General features: G+C 63.2%; 24 protein-coding genes and 1 tRNA gene. 6 read left to right on the top strand and 19 right to left on the bottom strand.

The features are described 5' to 3' along the window. Positions 1-206 precede the first annotated feature (206 nt). Positions 207-860 (top strand): ankyrin repeat domain-containing protein, encoded by a 654-nt coding sequence (locus tag E2F49_RS11270; protein WP_165971207.1) that lies wholly within the window; start codon positions 207-209, stop codon positions 858-860. A gap of 56 nt (positions 861-916) precedes the next feature. Here E2F49_RS11270 and E2F49_RS11265 read toward each other — a convergent pair whose 3' ends face one another. From E2F49_RS11265 to egtB, 5 genes are all read right to left on the bottom strand, one after another. Then, the gene (locus tag E2F49_RS11265; RefSeq protein ID WP_243713575.1) at positions 917-1,552 is read right to left on the bottom strand and encodes a tetratricopeptide repeat protein; all 636 of its coding nucleotides are present in this window, start codon (positions 1,550-1,552) and stop codon (positions 917-919) included. A 126-nt stretch (positions 1,553-1,678) separates the two neighbouring features. Beyond that, positions 1,679-2,308, bottom strand: a complete 630-nt coding sequence (locus E2F49_RS11260; RefSeq protein WP_133393965.1) for a DUF938 domain-containing protein — start codon at positions 2,306-2,308, stop codon at positions 1,679-1,681. Between the two features lie 25 nt (positions 2,309-2,333). Next, positions 2,334-2,600 carry a DUF3253 domain-containing protein gene (locus tag E2F49_RS11255; protein WP_425481372.1) on the bottom strand — a complete coding sequence of 89 codons (267 nt, stop codon included), beginning with the start codon at positions 2,598-2,600 and terminating at the stop codon, positions 2,334-2,336. Between the two features lie 2 nt (positions 2,601-2,602). Next, positions 2,603-3,586: an L-histidine N(alpha)-methyltransferase gene (gene egtD, locus E2F49_RS11250; RefSeq protein ID WP_133393963.1), complete on the bottom strand. Its 984-nt coding sequence runs from the start codon at positions 3,584-3,586 to the stop codon at positions 2,603-2,605. Then, positions 3,583-4,869 carry an ergothioneine biosynthesis protein EgtB gene (gene egtB / locus E2F49_RS11245; RefSeq protein WP_133393962.1) on the bottom strand — a complete coding sequence of 429 codons (1,287 nt, stop codon included), beginning with the start codon at positions 4,867-4,869 and terminating at the stop codon, positions 3,583-3,585. The genes egtD and egtB overlap by 4 nt, the downstream gene beginning before the upstream one ends. Before the next feature lie 215 nt (positions 4,870-5,084). On the opposite strand from egtB, the gene E2F49_RS11240 reads away from it, so the two are divergent. Beyond that, positions 5,085-5,411, top strand: coding sequence for a hypothetical protein (locus E2F49_RS11240; RefSeq protein ID WP_133393961.1), 327 nt, complete (start codon positions 5,085-5,087; stop codon positions 5,409-5,411). 233 nt (positions 5,412-5,644) lie between these two features. Here the strand turns inward: E2F49_RS11240 and E2F49_RS11235 are convergent, their stop codons facing one another. From E2F49_RS11235 to E2F49_RS11220, 4 genes are all read right to left on the bottom strand, one after another. Next, complete coding sequence (locus E2F49_RS11235; protein ID WP_133393960.1) at positions 5,645-6,292, bottom strand: HAD-IB family hydrolase; 648 nt, start codon at positions 6,290-6,292, stop codon at positions 5,645-5,647. Further along, complete coding sequence (locus E2F49_RS11230) at positions 6,289-6,684, bottom strand: MAPEG family protein (RefSeq protein ID WP_133393959.1); 396 nt, start codon at positions 6,682-6,684, stop codon at positions 6,289-6,291. The genes E2F49_RS11235 and E2F49_RS11230 overlap by 4 nt, the downstream gene beginning before the upstream one ends. Positions 6,685-6,962: 278 nt before the next feature. Next, entirely contained in the window at positions 6,963-8,660 is a 1,698-nt protein-coding gene (locus tag E2F49_RS11225; RefSeq protein ID WP_133393958.1) for a M28 family metallopeptidase, read from the bottom strand. 411 nt (positions 8,661-9,071) lie between these two features. Continuing rightward, positions 9,072-9,809, bottom strand: coding sequence for a DUF4097 family beta strand repeat-containing protein (locus tag E2F49_RS11220; protein ID WP_133393957.1), 738 nt, complete (start codon positions 9,807-9,809; stop codon positions 9,072-9,074). A gap of 107 nt (positions 9,810-9,916) precedes the next feature. Here E2F49_RS11220 and gpmI point away from each other — a divergent pair, with 107 nt between their 5' ends. From gpmI to E2F49_RS11205, 3 genes are all read left to right on the top strand, one after another. Next, on the top strand, positions 9,917-11,473 hold the full coding sequence (gene gpmI, locus E2F49_RS11215; protein ID WP_133393956.1) for a 2,3-bisphosphoglycerate-independent phosphoglycerate mutase: 1,557 nt from the start codon (positions 9,917-9,919) through the stop codon (positions 11,471-11,473). Continuing rightward, positions 11,470-12,717, top strand: coding sequence for a murein hydrolase activator EnvC family protein (locus E2F49_RS11210; RefSeq protein ID WP_133393955.1), 1,248 nt, complete (start codon positions 11,470-11,472; stop codon positions 12,715-12,717). The genes gpmI and E2F49_RS11210 overlap by 4 nt, the downstream gene beginning before the upstream one ends. Before the next feature lie 127 nt (positions 12,718-12,844). Continuing rightward, a complete protein-coding gene (locus E2F49_RS11205; RefSeq protein ID WP_133393954.1) occupies positions 12,845-14,431 on the top strand; it encodes a S41 family peptidase in 1,587 nt (528 codons plus the stop codon). Positions 14,432-14,703: 272 nt separating this feature from the next. On the opposite strand, the gene crcB is transcribed toward E2F49_RS11205, so the two are convergent. Together crcB and E2F49_RS11195 are read right to left on the bottom strand one after the other, a co-directional pair. Further along, positions 14,704-15,096, bottom strand: coding sequence for a fluoride efflux transporter CrcB (gene crcB, locus E2F49_RS11200; RefSeq protein ID WP_133393953.1), 393 nt, complete (start codon positions 15,094-15,096; stop codon positions 14,704-14,706). Between the two features lie 136 nt (positions 15,097-15,232). Continuing rightward, positions 15,233-15,309 (bottom strand) — tRNA-Arg (locus tag E2F49_RS11195). Between the two features lie 191 nt (positions 15,310-15,500). On the opposite strand from E2F49_RS11195, the gene E2F49_RS11190 reads away from it, so the two are divergent. Beyond that, positions 15,501-16,121 (top strand): phosphatase PAP2 family protein, encoded by a 621-nt coding sequence (locus tag E2F49_RS11190; RefSeq protein ID WP_133393952.1) that lies wholly within the window; start codon positions 15,501-15,503, stop codon positions 16,119-16,121. Between the two features lie 91 nt (positions 16,122-16,212). On the opposite strand, the gene galE is transcribed toward E2F49_RS11190, so the two are convergent. From galE to E2F49_RS11150, 8 genes are all read right to left on the bottom strand, one after another. Continuing rightward, the gene (gene galE / locus E2F49_RS11185; protein WP_133393951.1) at positions 16,213-17,187 is read right to left on the bottom strand and encodes a UDP-glucose 4-epimerase GalE; all 975 of its coding nucleotides are present in this window, start codon (positions 17,185-17,187) and stop codon (positions 16,213-16,215) included. A 75-nt stretch (positions 17,188-17,262) separates the two neighbouring features. Continuing rightward, entirely contained in the window at positions 17,263-18,444 is a 1,182-nt protein-coding gene (locus tag E2F49_RS11180) for a Gfo/Idh/MocA family protein (RefSeq protein WP_243713574.1), read from the bottom strand. A gap of 41 nt (positions 18,445-18,485) precedes the next feature. Beyond that, a complete protein-coding gene (locus tag E2F49_RS11175) occupies positions 18,486-19,574 on the bottom strand; it encodes a Gfo/Idh/MocA family protein (RefSeq protein WP_133393949.1) in 1,089 nt (362 codons plus the stop codon). After that, positions 19,574-20,851 (bottom strand): lipopolysaccharide biosynthesis protein, encoded by a 1,278-nt coding sequence (locus tag E2F49_RS11170; RefSeq protein ID WP_133393948.1) that lies wholly within the window; start codon positions 20,849-20,851, stop codon positions 19,574-19,576. The genes E2F49_RS11175 and E2F49_RS11170 overlap by 1 nt, the downstream gene beginning before the upstream one ends. Positions 20,852-20,854: 3 nt before the next feature. After that, on the bottom strand, positions 20,855-22,030 hold the full coding sequence (locus tag E2F49_RS11165; protein ID WP_165971206.1) for an O-antigen polymerase: 1,176 nt from the start codon (positions 22,028-22,030) through the stop codon (positions 20,855-20,857). Positions 22,031-22,095: 65 nt separating this feature from the next. Then, positions 22,096-22,971, bottom strand: a complete 876-nt coding sequence (locus E2F49_RS11160; protein WP_133393946.1) for a glycosyltransferase family 2 protein — start codon at positions 22,969-22,971, stop codon at positions 22,096-22,098. A 5-nt stretch (positions 22,972-22,976) separates the two neighbouring features. Then, positions 22,977-24,113, bottom strand: coding sequence for a glycosyltransferase (locus E2F49_RS11155; protein WP_133393945.1), 1,137 nt, complete (start codon positions 24,111-24,113; stop codon positions 22,977-22,979). A gap of 21 nt (positions 24,114-24,134) precedes the next feature. Further along, the gene (locus E2F49_RS11150; protein WP_133394122.1) at positions 24,135-25,331 is read right to left on the bottom strand and encodes a nucleotide sugar dehydrogenase; all 1,197 of its coding nucleotides are present in this window, start codon (positions 25,329-25,331) and stop codon (positions 24,135-24,137) included. Positions 25,332-25,337: the final 6 nt, after the last annotated feature.

Here is a 25,337-nt window from a genome sequence, read left to right as displayed (position 1 = left end):
GCGGGGCGTGCAACAGGCGTGAGTCCGTGCGCCGCGTTGTCACACGTGCCTGCGTCCGCGCATGGCAGGCTGATGCCTTGTACCGCTTCCGGGCCCTCGCCATGATGGCTGCTGCTTCGATCGCCCCGCCCGCGCGGTGGCGCACCGTCGCCTGCACCCTGCTGGTGCTGGTGGCGGGGAGCGCCTGCGCCCGACAAGGAACAAGCATGACCCAGGACCAGTCCACCGATCCGTCCGCCGCAGCGCTGGCACGCGCGGCCAGTGCCGGCGACGGCGCCGACGCCAGGCGACTGATTGCCGATGGCGCCAATCCGAACGCGACCGATGCCAACGGCTCGCCGCTGCTGCAGGGCGCCATCCTGCGGGGCGATCGCCGCGCCTTCCAGACGCTGCTCGATGCCGGTGCGGACCCGACTGCCGGCGCCGCCAACGGCAACACTGCGCTGCACCTCGCGGCGATGCAGAGCGACGACAGCTATCTCAAGGCACTGCTCGCCAAGGGCGTACCGGTCGATACGCCCAACACCCGCAATCGCGAGACGCCACTGTTCAATGCGCTCGAAGCGCGCAACGACGCGAACATCCGCCTGCTGCTGGACGCGGGCGCAGCGGTCGATGCCACCGACGCCTTCGGCGCGACCCTGCTGCACAAGGCCGCGCGCATCAATGCGACCGCGTGGGTCGTGCGCTTTCTCGAGGCCGGCGCCGATCCCACGGCCAAGGACCGCACCGGCAATACCTTCCAACCATCGTTCTTCCGCGCGCGTGATGCGGTGCTGTCGGCGGACTCGCGGCGCGACCGCGAGACCGTGCGCGAATGGCTGGTCGCGCGCCGGATTCCGGTCGAAGACAAGCACTGACGCCGCGGTGCGTCAGCCGCGTATGCGCGTGCGCGGTTGCGGGATGCGAGCGCCGCTCAGGGCCATGCCGGCGGCGCAGCGCGCCAGGCGTTGAACACCTCGGTCAGGGTGGCGCGCTCGCGCTCGGCCCAGCCGGGCAGCAGCGCCGGATAACGCGCCGGATCGCTCCACTGCGTCGGCTCGGTGCGCACCGCCGCCGCATACCACCGCACCGCCTCGTCGCGGCGCCCGGCCGACCACAGGGCGAGCGCCAGCGTCGGCGGCGCCCACGAAGGCTTGAGCAGGCGGCCGTCGAGCGATTGCCGCCACTGCTCGAGCGCTTCGTCGTAGTGCCCCAGCCGATACAGATCCCATGCGTAGTTCCAGTGCACTGCACTGCGCAACGGCGCGCGCGGCGACAGCGCGGCGATGGTCTGCGTGTAAAGCGCGCGGCCGGTGTCCTCGCGTCCGGTTTGCATCAGCGCGCGGGCGAGTTGCGCACGCGCCTGGTCGGCGGTGCGCGCGTTGCGATCGATCAGCTGCATCAGACGCGCGTGCGTCTGGTCGTCGTCGCCGGCGATCGCGACGATCGGCACGGCTGTACGGGCGTCGTCGTCGAAGTAGAACTCGGCCGGCGCCGGCAGCGTCTGCGCGCCTGCGGTCGACGCGAGCAGCAGCCCCAGCGCGCACAGGCCGGAACGCAGGTATCCCATGTCCATGTCCCCTGTGTGTCTCGTAGACGTCGTCCGGGTGACGCCGTCTCCCCGCATCGATTGTAGCCACGGGCCGCCGCTCCGCGCCGCGACCGGTTTCACGGATGGGCGGCGGGACGTGAGGCCTCAGGAGCCGGCGCGGGACCCGCGATGCCAGACGACCGACAGGTTGTGCGCCGGCATCTCGATCGTCGCCTCGCGCTGGAAGCCGATCGCCTGTGCCAGCGCATCCACCGCCTCGAGATCGCGGATGCCCGAGCGGGGGTCGCGCGCCTCGAGCCAGGCATCGAACTCGCGGTTGCTGTCGCTGGTGTAGCGGCCGTCGCAGTTGAAGGGGCCGTAGACCACCAGCGTCGCGTCCGCGGCCAGCGTCGCGTCGAGCCCGGCGAAGCAGGCTTCGACCTCGGGCCAGCCCATGATGTGCAGCGTATTGGCGGTGAACGCCGCATCGAAGCGCGCGGGCGGCCAGGGACCGGTGGCGACGTCGAGCGCGATCGGCGGGGGCGTGTTCGGCAGGGCCGCCTCATCCAGCCACTGCGTGATGCCGGGCAGATGCGGTGCGCGCTCGGAGCACTGCCAGCGCAGCCATGGCATCGCCGCGGCGAAGTGCACCGCGTGCTGGCCGGTACCGCTGCCGATCTCGAGCACCGCGCTGCGATCGCCGAACACGTCGTGCAGCACGCCGAGGATGGGATCGCGGTTGCGCTCGCACGACGGTGCGAACGGACGTTCGGGACGGGAGGTCGGTGGCGTCATGCGCGACACGATACGTGCGCCGGCGTCAGTCGAGCCAGCGCGGCCCGCGACGCAGACGGATCGGCCCGGTCATCGGCGCGCCCGGATCGAGTTCGGCGTCCGATTGGGTGATGCGGATGACGCCGATCTCCGCGAGCCGCACCGCGACCCGCCGCACGTCGGGCATCACATCGCGCCACGCATCGTCGGGCCACAGGCGGCGGGCGACTTCCGACGGGCAGATCGACGCATCCGGTGCGCGATCGGACAGCAGCAGGCGGATGTCCGCGGCGATCGCCGCGTCGTCGGTCATGCTCAGGCGGGCTGCAGCAGACGCAGGCCGAAGCAGTCGCGCGCATCGTTCCAGCCGTGCGTCACCCGCAGGCCGGCCTGCGCGGCGAGCGCCGCGAACGAGGCATCGGTGTACTTCTGGCTGACCTCGACGTGCATCGCCTCGCCGGCTTCGAACGCGAAGCTGCGCGCGCCGATCCGTACCGACTGCGCACGATCGCTGACCAGCGTGGTCTCGATACGCATGCGTTCGCGCGCATACACCGCCTTGTGATGGAAGGCTTCGAGATCGAAGTCGCTGCCGATCTCGTGGTTGAGGCGCGCGAGCAGGTTCAGGGTGAAAGCCGCGGTGACGCCCGCCAGATCGTTGTAGGCCGCTTCAATGACCGACGGGTCCTTGTCCAGGTCGATGCCGATCAGCGCGCAGCCGTTGGTGCCCATCGTGTCCCGCATCGAAGCCAGCAGGCGGATGGCGTCCTCGCCGGAGAAGTTGCCCAGGGTGGAGCCGGGAAAGAACACCAGCGTGCGACGCGCACGCAGCGCCGCCGCGGGCAGCGGCACCGGCCGGGTGAAGTCGGCGCAGACCGGCAGCATCTGCACGTCGGGGAAGTGCTGGCCGAGGCGCGTCACGCTGTCCATCAGCGCGGTCCGCGAAATCTCGATCGGCGTGTAGGCGACCGGGTTCGCGAGGCCTTCGAGCAGCAGCTCGGTCTTGCGGCCGCTGCCGCTGCCGAACTCGACGACGTGCACGTCGTTGCCGACCGCCTGCGCGATCGACGGCATGCGTGCTTCGAGCAGCGCCAGCTCGACGCGGGTGAGGTAGTACTCGGGCTGTCGCGTGATCGCCTCGAACAGCCGCGAGCCTTCGGCGTCGTAGAAGTACTTGGACGGCAACGTCTTCGGCGCGCGTGACAGGCCGGCCACCGCGTCGGCGGTGATGTCGTCGGGTTGCGGGCGCAGATCGGTCAGCGCGGCCTGTGCGCGGGCACGGGCGAGGGCGGCATTCATGCGGAATCCTTGGCCAGTCGCAGGCCGGCGAACTGCCAGCGCGCATCGGAGGGAAAGAAGTTGCGGTAGCTGGCGCGCGCATGGTCGGCCGACGTCGCGCAGCTGCCACCGCGCAACACCCACTGGGCATCCATGAACTTGCCGTTGTATTCGCCCAGCGTGCCCGGCCACGGGCGATACCCCGGATAGGCGGTGTAGGCGCTCGAGGTCCATTCCCAGACGTCGCCGAACATCTGCTGGAGGCCGGCGGACGTGGTTGCGGGCGCACCGGGACGCAGGCGACCGCTGTCGACGAAGTTGCCGTCGACCGGCAGCGACGCGGCGGCCTGCTCCCACTCGAACTCGGTCGGCAGGCGCGCACCGGCCCAGCGTGCGAAGGCATCGGCCTCGTAATAGCTCAGATGGCAGACCGGCGCATCGGGGTCGAGCGCGGCCCAGCCGCCCAGCGAGAACGCGCGGACGCAGGCCTCGTCCCAGTACAACGGACGGTTCCAGCCGCGTGACCGCACCACGTCCCAGCCGGCGCTCAGCCACAGACCGGCGGTGCGATAGCCACCATCGGCGATGAAGGCCGCGAACTCGGCATTGGTGACCGGGCGGCTCGCGAGCGCATGCGCGGGCACCAGCACGCGATGACGCGGCGACTCGTTGTCGTAGGCGAACCCGTCGCGGCCCGGCCAGGCGGCATGGCCGACCTCGGCGATCGTTTCGGGGCGCGCGATCCAGCGCAGGGCCGTCGCTTCGCCGCGTGCATGCGAAAGGTCGTCGCGATACGCGGGCTGCAGCGGGTTGGACCAGAACGCGTGCTGGATGTCGGTCAGCAGCAGTTCCTGGTGCTGCTGCTCGTGGTGCAGGCCCAGCTCGACGATGTCGAGCAGGCGCGCTTCGAGATCGCCGCGCTGCAGGCGCGCGCGCATGCGCGTGTCGACCGCATCACGATAGTCCATGACCTGCGCCAGCGTCGGGCGCGACAGCAGGCCGCGATGCGGCCGCGCATGCATCGGGCCGACGCCCTGGTAGTAGCTGTTGAACAGATAGTCCCAGGCGGGATCGAACGCGCGGTAGTCCGACGCGTCCGCGAGCACGAAGCGTTCGAAAAACCAGGTGGTGTGCGCGAGATGCCATTTGGTGGGACTCGCGTCGTCCATGCTCTGGACCATCGCGTCCTCGGCGCTGATCGGCGCCGCCAGTTGCGCCGTACGCGCGCGCACCGCCTCGAATCGCGCCGCGAGCAGACGGCAACGAGCATCCCCGCCTTCGGACGTAGCGCAAGACGGAACCATTTCGCGCATTCCCATAGGAGAAGCTTAGGTATCCACCGTGACGGCCCCGTCATAGGAACATGGACGAAGGTCGCACGCGCCATTCACGTCTGCGCCATGTCCTTGAACCATCTGCAGAAAATGGCTCCCGCTAACGGAAATCAAATGGCATGCACCACACGGGCACTACGGCAGCACCGGGACACTGGCGTCCAACATCCAAGAAGGAGCTTCCGATGCGACGCATTGCTTTCCCGCTGGTGGCCGCGATGGCCTTCGCCTTCACCGCTTGCAGCAACGAACCGCCGCCGCCGGATGTGCCGCCGACCGATCCGGCGCCGATGAACGACCCCGCGACCCCGCCGGCCGACCCGTCGCTCGATCCGATGACGCCGCCGCCGACCGATCCGGCCAGCCCCACGCCGACGGATCCGAGCATGCCCCCGACTGATCCGACGATGCCGCCGCCGACGGACCCCACGACACAGCCGCCGACCGATCCCACCACGACGCCGCCCGCCACGCCGCCGATCGAGGGTGAGGGCACGACCGGGACCACCTGATCAGGCGTTGATCGAAGAATACTGAGCTCACGCGACCGGTCCGACGTTTCCGACGTCAGCGCCTTCAGCGCACTCTCTTTCCGTCCGGTCCTATTGCCGTCCGCCCTTCCCCCGGGCGGGCGGCTTTTCTTTGTCGGGCATGAAGGTCGCCAGGCGGCGTGGATCGTTGCACGTCGGAGCGTCGACAGGCACGACCAGTGTCTGCCTGCACGCGCACCCGCGCCAGGGAAACGTCAACGTGTGAAAGCGCCGGTGTCGCCCGTCCATGCGACGCCGCGATACGTCGCCACCTGCGCCAGCGCGAGCAGCGCATGGTCTTCGTGCGTATCCCCGTGCGCATGCACCTCGCGATAGGCGGCGAGGTCATAACGGGCACGCACCCGCCGCGCCTTTTCGTCCGCCACGCACTGCGCCCCGGCGTAGCGACCCGTGAGACGTCCGTTCACCGATTCCAGCGACGCGCAGACGAGTTCGATCCCCTGCGCCGCGCACCAGGGCGCGAGATAGATGTCGAAGCCACCGGATACCACGACGACGGTGTCGCCCTGTGCGCGGTGCGCGTCGATGCGCGCCTGCATGGCCGGGCGTATCAACGCCGGCAGGATTTCGACCGCGAAGCGACGGCCCGCGCGCTCGACATCCGCGACACCCAGACCGGAGAACACGTAGCGCACCAGCCAGCGCCGCAGGACGTGCACCGGCAACAGCTTCGCCTTGTAGGCCAGCACCGGCGCGAAAAACAGCAGCTTGCCCAGCGCCAGTCGTCCTCGCGGAGCGGCGAGGCGCAGGAAGTCCGGCAAGGTCTCGCGTGTGGTGAGGGTGCCGTCGAAGTCGAACAGGGCCAGCACCGGGCGCGAGTCGGGCGACGGACCGACGGTCATGCGACCGACAGCGCCGCCTGTGCCAGCAGCGCGACCACGCAGCCGAAGGCGCCGAACCAGGCGAGGCTGCGCAACAGCGCGAGATCGCCGACATAGGCGACGCCGTGCAGCACACGCAGCACGACGAACGCAATCGACAGGCCCGCGATGCGTTCGACCGGCACGCCCGCGAGCTGCGCGAGCACCACGCCCGCGGCAAACGGCGCGAAGGCTTCGAGCGCGTTGAGGTGCGCGTTGTACGCACGCTTCAGCCGGGGCTGTTCCTGTCGCGCCACCCAGCCCCGCGGGTCCCGATTGTCGTAACGCGGCGCCGAGGCCTTGGCGACCGCCAACCAGAGATAGGGCAGCAGCGCGGCGATCAGGACGCACCAGTAGGCGGTGGAAAGGGACATGGTGTGTTTCCGGTGGGTTTTGGGGCTTATCGCATGATGGGAGGTTCGGGTGGACGGTGTAGAGCCGCTCCGTTCCCGTCATTCCGGCGAAAGCCGGAATCCATTTTGATCTTCGCGAGAGGATTGGCGGCGTCGGGAATGCGCCGGAGCAAATGGATTCCAGCTTTCGCTGGAATGACGGGATGCTGCGAATCCACTGCGATCGGTGCAAGCCATCATTAAAAAAAGGCGGCGACATCGCTGTCGCCGCCTTCTGCATTACGTCTCGCAGGCTGCGCTTACGGCGCGCCGCCCGCCTCGCTGCGCATCTGGTCGCGCGCGGCCTTGAACGGGTTGCCGTCGTACCAGTTCGGCCACTGGTCGCCGTCGGCGAGCGTGCGGCCCACGCCATAGAGCGCTTCGAGATCCTGCACCACGCCTTCGAGATTCCAGTCCGGGTTGTATTCGTCGCTCGGCTGGTGATAACGCTTGGCGTAGTCGTCGGTGGCGGCCTTTCCGCCGGCGGTGCCGCCGTCGACGAGATCGTTGCCGCCCTTCGCATACAGCGCCGGCACGCCGGCCTTGGCGAAATTGAAGTGATCGGAGCGGAAGTAGAAACCGCCGGCCGTGTTGCCTTCTTCCACCAGCGTGCGGTTCTGCTGGTCGGCGTAGGTCTTGAGGATGTCCTCGAGTTCCGAGTTGCCCTTGCCGGTCACGACGAAGTCACGCGACGGACCGGCGACGCTCATCGCATCGAGGTTGATCACGCCGACCGTCTGCGCCAGGTCGATGCTTGGCTGCGCCACGTAGTACTTGCTGCCCAGCAGACCCGACTCTTCGAGCGTGACCGCCAGGAACACCAGCGAGCGCTTCGGCTTGGGCTCGGTGGTGGCGAACTTCTCGGCGATCTCGATGATGCCGGCCACGCCGGTGGCGTTGTCGATCGCGCCGTTGTAGATCGTGTCCTCGCCCTCGCCCTCGTGCTTGCCCAGGTGGTCCCAGTGCGCGAGATAGAGGATGCCCTGTTCGGGCGTCTCGGTACCCGGCAGGATGCCGACCACGTTGCGCGAGCTCTTCTCGGCGATCGTGCTCTTGAGATCGAAGCCGACCTTGGCATTGAGCGACACCGGCTTGAAGCCGCGGGTGTTGGCCGCCTTGATCTGTTCGTCGAGATCGAGACCGGCATCGGCGAACAGTTGCTTGGCGACATCGCCGGTGATCCAGCCCTGCGCCGGCAGACGCGGTTCCGGATCGTCCTCGGCGCGCAGATCGAATTGTGCACCCGACCAGGAATTCTTGACCACGTCCCAGCCGTACGAGGCGCCCGGCGTGTCGTGGATGATCAGCGCGGCGATCGCGCCCTTGCGCGCGGCTTCCTCGAACTTGTAGGTCCAGCGACCGTAGTAGGTCATCTTCTCGCCGTCGAACAGCGTCGCGTCGCCGGCGTGGAAGCCCGGGTCGTTGACCAGCATGACGACGGTCTTGCCCTTGAGGTCGAGGCCGGCGTAATCGTTCCAGTTCTGCTCGGGCGCATCGACGCCGTAACCCACGAACACCAGCTCGCTGTCGGCGACGTTGATGTTCGCCTGTCCGGTCCGCGTGCCGATCACCATCTCGTCGCCGAACTTCAGTTCGCGCGCGCCGGTGCTGGTCTGCAGGCGCAGCACCGTCGACGGATCGGCGGTGGTCTCGATCATCGGCACCGTCTGGTACCAGCTGTTGTTGTCGCCGCCCGGCTGCAGGCCGATACGCTCGAACTGCGCCTTGATGTACTCGACCGTCTTGTCTTCACCGGCGGTGCCGGGCGCGCGACCTTCGAACTCGTCGGAGGCCAGCACACGCACCATCTCGCCGAAGTCGCCGGCGCTGATGTCGGGCGAGAAGGTGTGCGCGGCCTGCGCATCAGGCGTGGCCGCAGCCGGCGCGGCGCTCTTGTCGCCGCACGCGGCGAGCACCAGAGCAGCCGGCAATGCCAGCAGAAGAAGGGGTTTGCGCATCCTGGAACCTCCGGACAATCGTGGAGGCCGCACTATACGTGCGTTCAGGCGGGGATACGTCGGGTGACGCCGTTGCGCCCCTTTCCCTTCGGGACCTGATCAGTGTCGTGTCCCAGCTTGCGACCGACTCAAGCCCTTCCTCGCATTGCGGGGGAGGGTTGGTGGGGGCGAACCGTCAGGCCGCGGCACTGCCCGCCGCGTGCGAATGCGGTAAAGCGATCGCGCCCGGTGCCATTGCATCCGTCCGTCCGACTTGCCCCCATCCCAGCCTTCGACCCATAAAGGGCCCAACGCCGCGCGCGCGGGGGAAGGCGCAGATTGCGACACCTCGCAGCCCAGCTGAGACACCACATCAATCAGGTCCCGCAGGGAGAGGTGTCGACCGTCTAGCGCGTCGGGGTGAGGGTCCCCTTACTCCTGCGGCGCGCGCGCGCTGTCGTAGGGGATCGCGGTCGCGCCGCTGATCGCGCCGGTTCTCGCGCTGGCATGCACGTACAGCGTGACCTCGCGCTTGAACTCCAGCGGGCCGTCGACGACCGCATCGGGTCCGATGATCACGCGCGGATTGCGGCGGTTGATCGACACCGGGAACCAGCCCGACGACGGCTTGTCGACGACGATCTTGCCGCGCACCTGCGAGCCGCTGCCGATGGTGATGTCGCCATTGACGGTTTTGACGTCGCCGCTGATCTGTGTGCCGACGACACCGATCGCGCCGTTGACGGTCGACACGGTACCGTCGATGCGGCCGTCGCGGTCGACGAAGATGCCGCCGCTGACGCTTTCGACATTGCCGCCGATCACCGCGCCGGTGCCGGTGCGGATGCCGCCGTTGACCGTGCTCAACGACTTGACCTGCGCGCGCGCGCCGAGCGTGATGCCGCCGTTGACCGTCTCCACGTCGTCGACCTGGATGCCATCGCCGCCACGGATCGCGCCGTTGACGGTTTCCACGTCGCGCGCCTTGACGTTGTCGCCGATGCGCACGCTGCCGTTGACCGTGCTGAGGTCACGGTAGGTCTGGCCCGACTCGGCGTCGACGCTGCCGTTGACCTTGGAGATGTCCTCCTGCGCGAATGCGGCGCCGGTGGCCAGGGCGAGTGCGGCAGCGAGCAGCAGGGGGGCGGGGCGGAAGCGGGCGGTGGACATGGCCGTGACCTCTGGAGTTGTGGCGGACCGGGCGCGGGGCCCGTCGACGGTAGGTTGCCCCCGCTTCGCTACAATCGCATCTGTCTTTGGTCACTGGGTCGATCGTCGTGCCGCACGCTGCCAGCTCTCCCCGTCCGCGCCCCGTCGTCCTGCTGATCCTCGACGGCTGGGGTCATCGCGACGACCCGCGCGACAATGCCCTGGCGCTCGCCGACCTGCCCAACTGGCGCCGTCTGCTGGCCGAACATCCGACCACACTGATCCACACCGAGGGCCGTCACGTCGGCCTGCCGGACGGGCAGATGGGCAATTCCGAAGTCGGGCACATGAACATCGGTGCCGGCCGCATCGTCTACCAGGACCTGACCCGCATCGACGCGGCGATCGAGGACGGCAGCTTCTTCGACAACGCCGAACTGCTGGCCGCCTGTGACGCGGTGCGCGGCAACGGCGGCACGCTGCACGTCATGGGGCTGCTGTCGCCCGGCGGCGTGCACAGCCACGAGGCGCACCTGGCCGCGATGCTCGACCTGGCCGCGAAACGCGGCGTCGCCCGCGTCGCCGTGCATGCCTTCACCGACGGCCGCGACATGCCGCCGCGTTCGGCCGAGCCCAGCCTGCGTGCGCTGCAGGACCACTGCGCCGCTCTCGGCAATGCCCACGTCGCCAGTGTGTCCGGCCGTTACTACGCGATGGACCGCGACAAGCGCTGGGAGCGCGTGCGCGCCGCGTGGGATGCGATCGTCGAGGCCAAGTCCCCGTACCACGCGCCGGACGCGGTGAGCGCATTGCAGGCGGCCTACGCGCGCGACGAGAACGACGAGTTCGTGCTGCCCACCGTCATCGAGGGCGCCGCGCCGATGGCCGATGGCGATGCCGTCGTCTTCATGAATTTCCGCGCCGACCGCGCCCGCCAGCTCACGGCCGCGTTCGTCGATCCGGCGTTCGACGGCTTCGACGCACGGCGCCCGCAGCTCGCGCGCTTCGTCTGCCTCACCGAGTACGACGCGCGCCTGCCGGCGCCGCTCGCGTTCGCGCCCGACAATCTGCCCAACACGCTGGGCGAGGTGCTGGGCGCGCATGGCCTGAGTCAGCTGCGCATCGCCGAGACCGAGAAGTACGCGCACGTGACGTTTTTCCTCAGCGGCGGTCGCGAAGACCCGTATCCGGGCGAGGACCGCATCCTGGTGCCCAGCCCCAAGGTCGCTACCTACGATCTGCAGCCCGAGATGAGCGCGCCGGAAGTCTGCGCGCAGCTGATGCAGGCGGTGCGCGACGAGCGCTTCGACGTGGTGATCTGCAACTTCGCCAATCCCGACATGGTCGGCCACACCGGCGTGCTGGAGGCGGCGATCAAGGCGGTCGAAACCGTCGACCGCGCGGTGGGCGAGATCGTCGAGGTCGTGCGCGAAAAGGGCGGCGAACTGCTGGTCACCGCCGACCATGGCAACGTCGAGATGATGCGCGACCCGGAAACCGGCGAGCCGCACACCTCGCACACCGTCGGCCCCGTCGATCTGGTCTACGTCGGCAGCCGCGACGTGCCGCTGCGCGGCGGTGGCGCGCTGCGCGATCTCGCCCCGACTATTCTCGACCTCGTCGGCATCGCGCCCCCGGCCGAGATGACCGGCCGCAGCCTGCTGCAGGCCGCCGGCCGGGCATGATCCGCAGCCGCATCCTCCTGCTGGCCGCGCTGCTCGTCGCGGCGCTGCCGGTGCTCGAGGCATCGGCGCAGAACAGCCGCGAGACCGAGCGCCGGCTCGAACGCGTGCGCAAGGAACTGCGCGACGTCGCCAGCGAGCGCCGTCGTCTCGAGGGCGAGCGTGGCACCGCCGCCCGCGAGCTGCGCGCCGCAGACGAACAGGTCGCCGCCTCGACGCGCGCGCTGCGCAACACGCGCGTCAAGCTCGCCGAAGAACAGATCGCGCTGGAGAAGCTGCAGGCGCGCCGGGTCGAACTCGAGTCGACCGTCGAGACGCGCCGCACAGAACTCGCCGCATTGCTGCGCTCGGCCTACACCATCGGCGACGAAGCGGCGTTGAAGCTGATGCTGGCCCAGGACCGCGTCGCCGACGCCGGCCGCCTGCTGACCTATCACCGTTACCTGCAGCAGCAGCGCAGCACGCGCATCGCCGAGCTGCGCGCGGAGATGGCAGAACTCGACGGACTGGAAGCCGCCATCCAGGACCGGCGCGCCGCGCTCGAAGCGACCCAGGTCGAACAGCGCACGCAGCTGGCGAAGGTCGAGGCCGACCGGGGCCAGCGCGCCGAAGCGGTGAAGGGCATCGAGTCGCGCTTCAACGATCGCAGCGAACGCGAGAAGGCATTGGGCCGCGACGCACGCTCGCTCGAACGCGTGCTCGCGCAGTTGCGCGAAGCCGCACGCCGCGCCGAAGCCGAACGCCGCGCTGCCGCGGCGGCCGCGCGCGAACGCGAAGCACGCGAGGCCCGCGAAGCGCAGGCCTCAGGCCGCCCGCGTCCGACGCCGCGTCCGCCCACCCAGGTCGCGCGCAACGCGGCCCCGCAGGTCGGTGGCCTCGGCTGGCCGATCAGCGGCAGCCTGCTCACGCCCTACGGCGGCAAGCTGCCCGACGGCCGCAGCAGCACGGGCATCCTGATCGGCGCGCCGGCCGGCACCTCGGTCAAGGCGGTGGCCGACGGCACCGTGGTCTTCGCCGAATGGATGACCGGCTACGGCATGCTGCTGATCGTCGATCACGGCAATGGCTACATGAGCCTCTACGCCCACAACGACGGTCTGCAGAAGAACGTGGGCGACGCCGTGCGGCGCGGCGACACGGTGGCCAGCGTCGGCAGCTCCGGCGGCCAGGGCCGCAGCGGCCTGTACTTCGAGCTGCGCCAGAACGGCACGCCGGTGAATCCGACGACGTGGCTGCAGCGGCGCTGAGGCCCGCGGCGCGCGTGCATCGATGGAACTGAACATCCCCGGCCGTCCTTAACGCATTCACGCAGGCTGACCGCATAATCGATCGACGCGCGCCCGCGCGGATCGATCGCTTCTCCGGAGTCTGTGCATGCGCGTGAGTTCCCTGACGCTGGCCCTGTCCCTGCTGTTGTCGCCAGCCGCGTTCGCGCAGACCCCGCCGGACACCGCGCCCGAGGCGACGCCGCCACCGGCCGATGCACCCGCGCCGGATGCCGCGAACCCGTCCGAACCCGCTGCGGACGAGACGCAGGAGGTCTTGGCCAGCGACGACCCGGCCGCGATCGAACACGCCTCCAACCGCGTGCCACTGCAGGAGATCCGCCGCTACGTCGGCGTGTTCAACGCGGTGCGCGAGGCCTACGTCGAGCCCGTCGAAGACCGCAAGCTGATGTCCTCGGCGATCCGCGGCCTGCTGCTCGATCTCGACCCGCATAGCGTCTACATGCAGAAAGAAGACGCCGCCGCGTTCGACGAAGGCACCGAAGGCGCCTACGACGGCATCGGCGTGGAAGTGATGTATCTGGGCGACGGCAGCCTGCGCGTCATCGCACCGATCGACGGCACGCCGGCGGCGAAGGCCGGTATCCGCGCGGGCGACGTCATCGTCAGCGTCGACGGCCGCACGCTCACGCCGGCCGACAACGACGGCCCCGGCCCGCTGCGTGGTGCACCGGGCACGTCGCTGACTCTGGGCGTGTTGCGCGACGGCGAGACCGCGCCGCTGGAAATCCGCGTCGACCGCGAGACCATCCGCGTGGTCAGCGTGCGCAGCCGCATGCTCGAACCGGGCTACGGCTATGTGCGCGTGAGCCAGTTCCAGGTCGAAACCGCGGCCGACTTCTCGCGCAACGTCGACGCGCTGAAGCAGCAGGCCGGCGGCAAGCTGCGAGGCCTGGTCATCGACCTGCGCAGCAATCCCGGCGGCCTGCTGACGTCCGCGGTGCAGATCGCCGACGACCTCCTCGACAGCGGCAAGATCGTCAGCACCCGCGGCCGCATTCCGATCAGCGATGCCGAGTTCAGCGCCACGCCGGGCGACCTGCTCGATGGCGCACCGGTGATCGTCCTCGTCGACGTCGGCTCGGCCAGTGCCTCCGAAGTGCTGGCCGGCGCGTTGCGCGACAACAACCGCGCGCGCGTCATCGGCAGCCGCACCTTCGGCAAGGGCTCGGTGCAGACCGTCCTGCCGCTCGACAACGGCGACTCGGTGAAGCTCACCACCGCCCGCTATTACACCCCCAGCGGCCGCTCCATCCAGGCCCGCGGCATCGACCCCGACACCGTGCTGCGCCCCGAGAATTCCCCCGCCGCCGACGCCCCGCGCGCCGCCAGCGCCTATACGGAAGCCAACCTGCCGGGCCACCTGCAGGGCGACGAGGAAGACGGCTCCACCGGCGGCGAAGCCCTGCCGGGCGAGGCACCGATCGCCGCCGCGCTCGCCGAACTGAAGAAGCCGTGGGTCCCCACCGCGCAGGTCCCGGCTGAGCGCACGAAGCCCGCCACCGCACCCGCACAAGCACCTGCGGCGGCGACTCCGGAATCCGTGCCCGCAGACGCGCCCGCATCGGAAACAGCACCGGCCGAAGCGCCCGCCGAGCCGGATGCCACCGATGTCCCGGAGTCGAACGACACGCCAGCCGCACCGGCAACGCCGACACCGACGCCCGGCAGCTGATCTACGGATCGGTCATCCCGCGGCCTTCAACCGACGCTTGCCTGGTCAGGCCGGGATCCAGCGACTTCCGCGCAGTCTCGTACCGCGCGCGAACTTTCAGCAAACGAGAACCCGTCGCCCCAGCGCACGCTGGGGCCCATTTTGATCTGCTCGAATGCGCTTGAAGCGCTGCGGAGCTTGACGCGCGTGAGCGCGTGTCAATGCTTCGCTGAACCACTCAAAAGTACCGACGCGCTCTCCGACGGTCCGATCCGAACGCAACGGCCAGACCTTCACCCCCGCGCCACCACCCACCACCCCAACCCCGCCAGCGCGACGCCCACCACCACACTCGCGATCACATACACCGCGGCCATCTCCACATCCCCACGCCGCAGCAACGCCAGCGTCTCCAGCCCGAACGCCGAAAACGTGGTGAACCCGCCCATCACCCCGACGATCAGCATCGCCCGCACGTCCGGCGTGAACCACCCATGCCGCGCGATGCCGCCGGCCAGCAATCCGGCCACCAGGCACCCCAGCAGATTCACCGCGAATGTCCCCACCGGAAACCGCGGCGGCGCCTCCGCACTCGCGCCGGCAAACGCCAGCATCCACACCGACAGCTGATAGCGGCACACCGAACCGAACGCGCCGCCCAGCGCGATCAACAGCAGGCGGTTCAAGGCCGCGCCTCCGCAGCAAACGAGCAGGCACGGCGCGTCGCCCGATCAGCGAAGACCGGAAAGACGATAGGAGAGAAGGCCCGCGGCATCGGTCCTCGCAGGCGGCATCGAAGGCCGCTCAGGAACATCGCAGAATTGGCGCGCCTGGAGGGATTCGAACCCCCGACCAATGGCTTCGGAAGCCACTACTCTATCCGGCTGAGCTACAGGCGCGTCGTCCACACCATGCCGGACAACGGGCAGGGCGGTCGCGCATTGTATCGGAACCCCGCGCCACCGACACCCCAGCCAGCTGGACGTTCGATACGCCGCTCCGCATCTCCAGCCACCCAGGCATTGCCCTTGTAGGATGGGTAGAGCGAAGCGAAACCCATCGCGCCTCCCCCGGAACAAACCCCACGCCCGTGAACTGGTCCCTCATCACCCACCTCGGCGATGCCGCCCTGGTGCTCCCGCTGCTTGTCACCGCGATGACCGGTCTCGCCCTGCAGGGCAAGCCGCAACGCCGCGCAGCGCTGCGATGGGCGGCGATCGTCGCGACCAGCCTGGTACTCGTCGCCGCCAGCAAGATCGCCTTCTACGGCTGGGGCACCGGCATCCGTCACTGGAACCTGACCTGTCTCAGCGGCCACACCGTCTCCGCGTGGCTCACGTGGCCGGTGCTGCCGATGCTGGTGGCGCCCGCGCGTATGCGATCGCTGCGCATTGCGCTATTCGTCGCAGGCATCGTCATTGCGCTGCTGGTTGGCTGGTCACGCGTACCGCTCGGCGCGCATCCGTTGAGCGAAGTGATAGCCGGCGCCCTGCTCGGCGCGTGTGCGGCAGGTCTCTGTATCCGTGTGCTGTGGAAGCAAGCGCTCGACATGCGTGCGCGTGCACTGATCGGCGCGGTAATGCTCACGCTCGCAATCGTGTCGCAGGCGGGCCTTGATCGGCCCCATACCGAACGCTGGTTCCAGGCCATCGCCACCACGCTGTCAGGCGCGCAGAGTCCGCATGACCGCGCCAGATGGCGTGCAGAGTAGACGCGAGCTCAGGCCGAACCGCCACGCCCAAGCAAGATGGGTAGAGCGCAGCGAAACCGATCACCCGCCAAGTCGCCGAAGCAGCAATCCCTCAGAACTTCGGATCGCAATGCCACCTCCACGCGGTCTCGATGATCTCCGGCAACGATGTATACCGCGGCGTCCAACCCAGCTCCCGGCGAGCGAGCTCACTCGATGCCACCAGCACCGCCGGGTCGCCAGCACGCCGCGGCGCCATGTCCCAAGGCACCTCGCGGCCACTCACGGCTTCGGCCGCCGCGATCACCTCGCGTACCGAGAAGCCCTGTCCGTTGCCGAGGTTGAACACATGCGCGCCTGCATGGGCATCCATGTAGGCCAGCGCCTGCCAATGCGCCTGTGCCAGGTCATCGACGTGGATGTAGTCGCGCACGCAGGTGCCGTCCGGTGTCGGCCAGTCGTTGCCGAACACCTTCAACCGGTCGCCACTGCCCAGCGCTGCACGCAGGACATTCGGAATCAGATGCGTTTCCGGCGTGTGCGCTTCGCCGATATCGCCATCCGGGCTGGCGCCCGCCGCATTGAAGTACCGCAGGCACACCGAGCGCAGACCATAGGCAGCCCCAGCGTCAGCCAGCACGCGTTCCACCATCAGCTTGCTGGCGCCATACGGATTGATCGGCGCCTTGGGGTGCGTTTCGTCGATGCGTTCTGACACAGGCTCACCGAATACAGCCGCCGTCGACGAGAACACGATCTTCCCCACGCCATGTCGCTGCATCGCGCGCAGCAGGTTGAGCGTGCCGACCACATTGTTGTCGTAGTAGTCGTAGGCCTGCTGTACCGACTCGCCCACCAGCGAACGTGCGCAGAAGTGCATCACCGCATCGAACGGTCCCAGTGCGAACGCCGAATCCAGCGACGCCGGATCCAGCAGATCCGCCTCGATCAACTGCCCGAACTGCACCGCCTCGCGATGCCCCGTCGACAGGTTGTCCAACACAACGACATCGGCATCGTGGCGATCAAGCCACTTTGCCATATGGCTGCCGATATAACCCCCGCCGCCACAAACTAAAATCCGCATACCCAATCCTTGCAGACCCAGAGCGCACTAAATAAAGAACGGAAGGCTAAGAACGAAATAACGCAGCTGCCGGATTCATGAAAATCTTGAAATTGATCCTAGGGGCGAGAAAGTAGTGGTCGGCTTCGACGCTAAACCCTGCTTTCCAGCACCCTGAATCATCAGTGTGAGTTCATTGATATGAATGAGAAAATCTTCTGTAAGAAAACTACTTCCATCGCCATTTACGGATCTAGACATCTCCGCAACACCAAGAAATTTATCTTGAGCATAAACTTCACGCCGACGTAACCACTCAATCATCTTGGATTTTAGCGGCATCCCAGCTGGCCGGCTACTTTCTACTGCCTTTGACTTCCAGTGCCGTACTAACGGCAGCCGTCTGCCGCCGACGCCGAAAAGTCGTGCCAAGCCAGGCCAGGAGCGCAGAGTAGAAAACTTTCTAGCATTAAGACTTCTACTGCTGAATCGTTCAAGATACACGGGCGATTGATAATGGCGATAGCCATCCGTTGATATCTCGCCCGAATCCCCTATGACTCGCATTCGATGGTCGCGGGGGGCGACGACACTGCATGTAATCCTTGCGGCCGCGCCACAAGCAAAACTCAAGCAAGCAACTGAGTAATCAGGGGTGCCCACTTTCACCGGCAACCCATTCATTTTGTTATCTATGAGCTCACTGGAAAACGCGGTAACAGAAACCGCAGGGCCGAGTAAAGCGCATATCCAAACCAAGTGATAGCCGACATGTTCGTAGGTGCAGCCTTCAAGAATCTCCTCTTCAAGTGGCCATGGAGCTCCAGTCGGACTGAGCACTTTCTCAAAACCCATAAGATGAATAGGGTTGTCGTCAAGCTCTGCATGGATGAGGAGAGGCTTCCCGATAGATCCTTCTTCAACTGCCTTAAAGATCGTTCGAACTGTGTCGCTGTAAACATTACAAGGTGCACCTTGAAACACAACGCCCATTGATGAGGCAAGGGCAAATAGATACTTCGTTTCCTCAAGGCTCTTAGTAAGTGGCTTTTCGGAGTAAACGTGCTTTCCAGCGAGCAAGGCGCGCTTTGTTACCTCAAAGTGCGAGCTAATTGTAGTAAGGTTGATAACTGTCTCTACATTATCATCTGATAAAAGTTCAGCATAAGAGTTATAGACATGAAATCCGTAGTGGATCGAAACAGCGGTTGATCGACTTGGAATCAAATCGAAAACCCCCGTAACGAAAATCTCTGGATGCGCGTGAAGAGTGCGCATGTAGATATCAAATACAAACCCACAGCCTACAATTGCAACTCTCATTGACTTACCCCCCGTTCTTTCTCAGATATTTTTCTTCTAATTGTGTCAACAGTAGAAATGACGCTTAGGCTATCAGAGAGGGGCATTGTCTTACTTTCTAGGTCGCCTCGATAGACGCACGCGCGCACCTCCTCAGCTTGGTAGTGGTACCCATTACCGCTATAGCTGCAATTTACGGTCCTTCTGCCCTTCCTGCTGGAAAGGCCTGTCAGCTGAGCCAATTTATGTGTCAATGAATGTTCTCGCAGGCGCGTGCGCCAACTAGCGCTGGTCGAAACATTGAGCAGCGGCTTCTGTCTTGAAATTCTCAGTCCATGTGGCCGAACTATAGATCCATGAAAAGAAGCTAGTCCCTCCGTACCCATGACTTGAAAGTCATTTGAAGACCAACTCCTAATGCTGCAGTAGAAAGATGCCGTAATTCTATCTTGATACTGCAACTGGAATGCCACGTCCTCATCTACGCCTGTATCTCCAATTCTTCCTAAAGCGTGAAGCTGAGAAGGTGCACCGAACATCCATTGAGCTAGTGACAGTGGGTAAACGCCAAGGTGGGATAGCGATCCTCCGCCGCGCTTTGGGTCAAAACTACCACTTCCTAAGTCAGGCGTTTTAGAAGTCCCGAAACTTCCAGAAATCATCCTCACCTCACCAACTGTGCCTCCTGCGATCTCCGCCTTTAGTAGTTGAGCAGCGGGAATAAATCGAGTCCACATCGCCTCCATCGCAAATGTAGAGAATCGCGCAGCGGCTTCAATAATCCGAATTACATCCTCGCGAGACGTTGCAAGAGGTTTCTCGATGAGGACAGGGATGCCTGATTCGATGCAAAGAAGAGCGTGTTCGCAGTGCTCCGATGGTGGAGTGGCAATATAGATTGCATCCACATTGCCGAACTTGGCCGCCTTTGCGTAACCTTCAATTGCATAGGGTATCCCCATGCTACTTGCAAAATCGTCCGCCCTGTCTTGGGATCGAGATGCAACGAATACAGCACTCATCCCTTGGGCTGCTGAAAGTCCGGCAACAAATTTCGCCGACACAGCGCCAGTACCAAAGATCCCCCATCTAAAATTCTTCTTCATCACTGCGTCTCTCGCATTCTTCGACCAACGGAGCTACAAGTAAAAGAGTAAATAGTCCCGGCGATGGTGAGCCCGACAGCAAAAGCAGCTGTGCCGAACCTGTTGAAGAGAGTAGTTGCGATGAGGGCGCCGAAAACTAACGAGGCAATCTGAATGACAAGCATGGCGCTTACTCTTTTCTTGCACTCTAGCCACTTATGAGAAGACAAAGCTATTTGCCAGGACATGGCCGCAGCACAGAGCAATAGAACATTCTCAAAACGCATGCTGGAAAAGACTTCGTAATCCCGAAAAACTGCAAAGATAGTAACTAGGTAAACCGTGGAGAACACGATCCCAACTACAAATTGCACGGTGATGGCTCGGCGGATCAGCCTGCTCACAAGGTCAAAGTCCGCGTTAGCGTAGGCGCGAAATATATGGGGCTGAGAATAAAGTGTTATTGGAAGGAGAGCAAACACGAATGCCCGAAATACAATGTCGTACTCAGCTGCGTAGATGCCCACTTCATTTGAATCTGAATGTAACTCTATTAGATACCGCTCAAATGCAGGCCAAGCCGAGTTAATCGCTAGCCATATAGAAACTGGGGCTCCGTAGCTAAATATGCGAAGAGCCTTCTCTTTCACTTCAGGTAGAAGATGTGGGACTTGACGTATGCGACTTGTGAGCCAAGCGGCCTCGCGGCGAAAAAGTACTAACAGTGCGACAACACCAATGACTTGTCCCGAAAGATAGCCTGACTTTGCGAACTCAGAGTCAGCCTCAAAGAGAAAGACCGACAGCATGCACATTAGAAGCGCAAATAGAGGCCTTGAAATCTCTGCAAGAATATATCGCGAGTAATTAAATCTAGCTTGCTGAGTGGCAGATACAATCGAGTGCACTCCGTGCAACGCAATCGAAAACGACAGAACGACGAAACTTGTGCTAACGGCAGGCGGCAAGAATAGAGTCGTTGCCGCTCCGTAGAAAATAATCATGCAGCAGAAAGAAATTGCCGCTGAAACCGCAAAAACCTCCGGAGCTTTACCAATCAAGTCGTCTTTTGCGTTGGCGTGGCGTGCGACAGACTGTGTTATCCAGCCGAAGAAGAAGAAGGCGCTTCCCAAGCAAAGCGCAAACCAAGTTGAGAACTTTCCATAATCCGCGGCAGGCAGCGCATCTATGAGAAAGACGACCAGCGCTAGGTTGAGGAGGCCTGGAACAAGGCGCGCGGCGTAGAAAAGTCCTGTGCCACGCATCTCTTCAATATTAATTCGCTTAAAATTAAACACGGGCTAGCCTTTCTTTTTGCAGAAGACAGAAAGGTAGAAAGTAAAGGCGGCAGCCGCTACTATGTGCCCGAGGAATGAATAAAATGAGGTAAAAGAGCTAAACATGACATATGGATAGATTATGGCGAGCATCGCAAGGCCGCCTAAAGATTTCCGTCTGCAAAGAGATATTGCTAACGAGGAAGCGATCCCGAACAGGAAAATAGCTAAGAATGCGCCGCCAAGAGAGAAGTCATCGATAAGCGCTCTGAATACTGTGAATATATTTCCTTGGCTGCCGTCGCCTAGGTCCACAAAATTAGTATATAGCCCCGTTTCGCGCTCTCGAATTCCCAGTGTGTCGAATATTCCAGTGAAAGAATAATAGCCTAAGGCTGGACTTGGTGTTTCACCTGAGTCAAACCAAGCACTGAAACCAGCAAGACTGCCAAGCGGCCATTTCTTGAGATGCGCCATTACTTCGGGCAGTCGGCTAAAGTCATCGGTAATTCCGCCGCGAAGAAATTGCAGCCAGATAAAGCTGATCGCGGCGACGCAAGCGGCTAATAGCGAATTAATGACTACTCTTGTCGAGAGCGGGTGCCAGTCTGCCGAACTGGCCTTGAAGAACGCGGATGCAAGCCATGCGCCTATCCAGAATAGGAGCCCGAATATGATGGTGGCTCGAGTGGTTAGTAAGACGGATATAAATGCCAGCGCGGCAATCGGTAGGAAGAATTCATACTTTCGCATTGAAGATGGGTTAAGTGCGAACTGGGAGCCGCATACCATCGCAGAGAAGAATACGAACATCTGGAGTATCCTTGCGAGGAGCGGCATACGGTAGTCATCTTCGTATCTGGCTACTGAGAGGTCCCGGCTTACATCGGCCAGCTGGGAAAAGCTGATCAGCGAGGATATAGAGTTTCCTTTCGACCATAGAATGAGAGCGGCTGCCGAGAAGCCAAAAGCAATTGACACCCAAGAGATAGCCCTAGGGTGCCACAGGACTACTTCCTTCTGCGTCTTCGCTCGTGGCGCAAGAATACTTAATCCCAAAACTCCGCCAATGAGCGCGGAAATCTGAAGTAAAACGATAGCTAAGTATGACGCTGCAGAGAAATGATACTCAGGCGCGAGTACAACGGTTGCGACAGATAGGGCCGACCAGAATATGGCTAAAACTGTTACCGGGTGCATCCAATAACGAAGCACTCTTTTGCATATTAGTAGAGTTAAGACCTGCAGTAGCAGGCATAGCCATGTCATCTTGATAGAATCTCGTAAGCTAATTCGTGTGCTTTTGCTAAATGTTTTCGAATTTGAGGTGGGGGGATGAGTGAGGTTGAAGCGTGTTCGTCGTGATATACCACGATGCGATCGGTATAACGAATCTTGATTCCAAGGCTAGCCGCTTCTTCGGCGAGAAAAATTTCCTCTAGGTATAAGAAACTTTCGCAGGCCAGCTGACCGCCACATTGAAAGTAAGCGGCAGGAATGCAAATGAAACTACCATGTGCGCCGTATATTTCCTGCCCATCGGGAAGGCTTTGCTGGGTACGGTTCTGAGAGGTCAGCTTGGCCTTAATGAGCGCTCCGTATCGATACAGCGCGGTGCTCCATCCGTAGGCGAATACATGCCTCAATAAAATGAACTTGAGCGCAGGAGGTCTTGATCGATAGATTGGATTCTGATTCTTTCCCGAAAGGCCAGAGATGATCTTAGGCGCCAGTATTGCGGTGCTGTCACTATCATCTATAAGCGTGCTTATCCATTGACGTGACTTTATTCTAAGATCTGTATTGCTAAGGATTGTCCACCGTGCAGGTGCGTCCCACTCCGTTCTGGCGAGTTCAAGGCCCTTTCGAAATCCACCAAAGTAGCCCTGATTACTGCCATCACCTATGACCTTCAATCGCCCATCTTCTAGGGCTGTCTTTCCGCTGTCTTGCAACCAAGAACAGTCGAGGTCGCTGTGGCCCGGAGTATTGTCAGTTACTACGATACGTAGTCTTCGGTCTGTGTCTTGCTCCAGAACATTCTGTAGGAAGCAAGACACATCTTGATGGTTCTTATAGACTATGCAAAGCAAAAGTACAGAATCGTCGGTTCTTAGATTATCTTTTTCTTCAATTGACATATACCTCAATCCCTGGACTTAGCCGGACTCCAAGTAACAAATGTATGTCCACGGACAGATCGAAGAACACCAATCAAGGTGGCTATCATTGCCAACATGATTTCGGTCAGTGATGAAATGGCACCGGAAGACGAGCGTAGACCAATCAGCACGCAGATCACTACCGCCAATGCAAGAAGAACGCTGAGCATGGGATAGAGCAGCGCGGTAGCTGTTAGCGAGAAGATTACGCCGAAGATCAGAAAGCAACCGCCGAACCAGCGAAGCGTCTTGTGTGAGAAGTACTTGAACTGGTTGAACGAAGACATCCGTGCGCGCTTTTCCGAGAAGCTTGTATGGGTATGAAAGGCTCTCGCAGCGATACGAATCTTTCGGGAAAACTCGTCTGATCTTGCCGCTACGAGTCGTTCATAGGCGATCACGTCATTCGACTTGATCAGCCGCTGCCCGCTGAATACGACTTGCATGGAAACGGTGAAGTCGTCCAGGACGGTGTCGGGGAATTGGGGATACAGGGCGCGCCGGACAGAAAAGATGGAGCCATCCGCCCCCATCACGCTGCCGGTCCCCGATTCCAAGTCCTTGATCAGCTCTTCTAAGCGCCAGTACAGGCCACCGACCGCAGCGGTCGAAGATCCGTCGGCACCCATATAGTGCAGAGCCCCACAAACGCCGCCAACTTCGGTATCCGCGTAACACGCGGCCAGTTTGTCGAGCGACTCGATGTGCAGTAGGACATTGGCATCGGTGAAAACGAGAAGATCGCCTCGTGCCTCGGCTGCGAGCAGTTTCATGCCATGCGCTTTGCCATTTCGCCCGCCGCCCCGGATCAGGCGCACGAACGGAGCGTCGCGCTCGATCATGTCTGCGCTGCCATCACTTGAGCCATCGTCGAACGACAGGATCTCGAGCTCCGGGTACCGCAGCTTCAGCTCCCTCAAATTGGCGATCTTGTCCGGCAGAGATGCCGCTTCGTTGTACGCGCAGAAGAGCAGACTGAAGCGACTTCCGTCGCCCGCATCTACTATGCCCCGAGCAATTGGGCGTTTCGGAATCAGGGCAAGGACTGCCGGGTACAGAGCGTACGGATAGATCACCGCGAGAATGCAGAGTGCGGTAAGGGCAGATAAAAGGATCAGCATTTCGCTCTCGAGGGAAGGATTTCAGTCTTTGCCGAACAGATCGCGGCTGTAGACCTTTTCGACCACATCGTGCAGGTCGCTGGTGAGTCGATTGGTGAGAATCAGGTCTGCCTCTGCTTTGAACTCGGCCAGGTCGGTGATCACGCGTGACCTGAAGAACTCGGGCTCATCAAGGACAGGTTCGTAAACGATGACTTCAATGCCCTTTGCCTTGATGCGCTTCATCACACCTTGGATCGCAGACGCACGGAAGTTGTCGCTTCCCGCCTTCATGACAAGGCGATAGATACCCACGACCTTGGGTTGCTTGCGGAGAACGTCTTCCGCAATGAAATCCTTTCGCGTGGTGTTGGCTGAGACAATCGCCTGGATCAGGTTCTGCGGTACCGCGTCGTAGTTCGCCAGCAGCTGTTTGGTGTCCTTCGGCAGGCAGTAACCGCCATACCCGAAAGACGGATTGTTGTAGTGCCCCCCGATGCGAGGATCGAGACTGACGCCTTCGATGATCTGACGTGTATCCAGACCGTGTGTCGCGGCGTATGTGTCCAGCTCGTTGAAGTAGGCAACCCGCATCGCCAGGTAGGTGTTGGCGAACAGCTTGATCGCTTCGGCTTCCGTGGAGTCTGTGAACAGGACCGGGATGTCAGTCTTCAGCGCGCCCTCGCGGAGCAGATCGGCGAAGATTTCCGCGCGCGCGGAGCGCTCTCCCACCACGATGCGGCTGGGATAGAGGTTGTCGTGCAGCGCCTTGCCTTCGCGCAGGAACTCGGGCGAGAACAGGATGTTGTCGGTCGCGAATTTCTCGCGCACCGATGCCGTGTATCCCACCGGTACTGTCGACTTGATAACCATGACGGCGTCCGGATTGATCGCCAGTACGTTGGCGATCACGGCTTCGACGGAGCGCGTGTTGAAGGTATTGGTGGTGCTGTCGTAGTTGGTCGGTGTCGCGATGACGATGTAGTCGGCATCTGTGAACGCTTCCGAGGGCACGAGGGTAGCGGTGAAGTCGAGCTCCGGCCGGGCGAGGTATTCGCGGATCTCGAGATCGTCGAGCGGCGACTCGCGGCGGTTCAGCATCTCGACCTTCGCGGCATCGATATCGAGTGCGACGACGCTGTGGTTCTGGGCCAGCAGAAGGGCGTTCGACAGACCGACGTAGCCGGTGCCGGCAATGGCGATCCGGCGCCGACCTTCGTTGCGCTTGGAAATATTCATCATGTT

Source organism: Luteimonas terrae (assembly GCF_004358165.1).
Classification (GTDB): Bacteria; Pseudomonadota; Gammaproteobacteria; order Xanthomonadales; family Xanthomonadaceae; genus Luteimonas; species Luteimonas terrae.
This window is presented reverse-complemented; position numbering and strand designations above follow the sequence as displayed.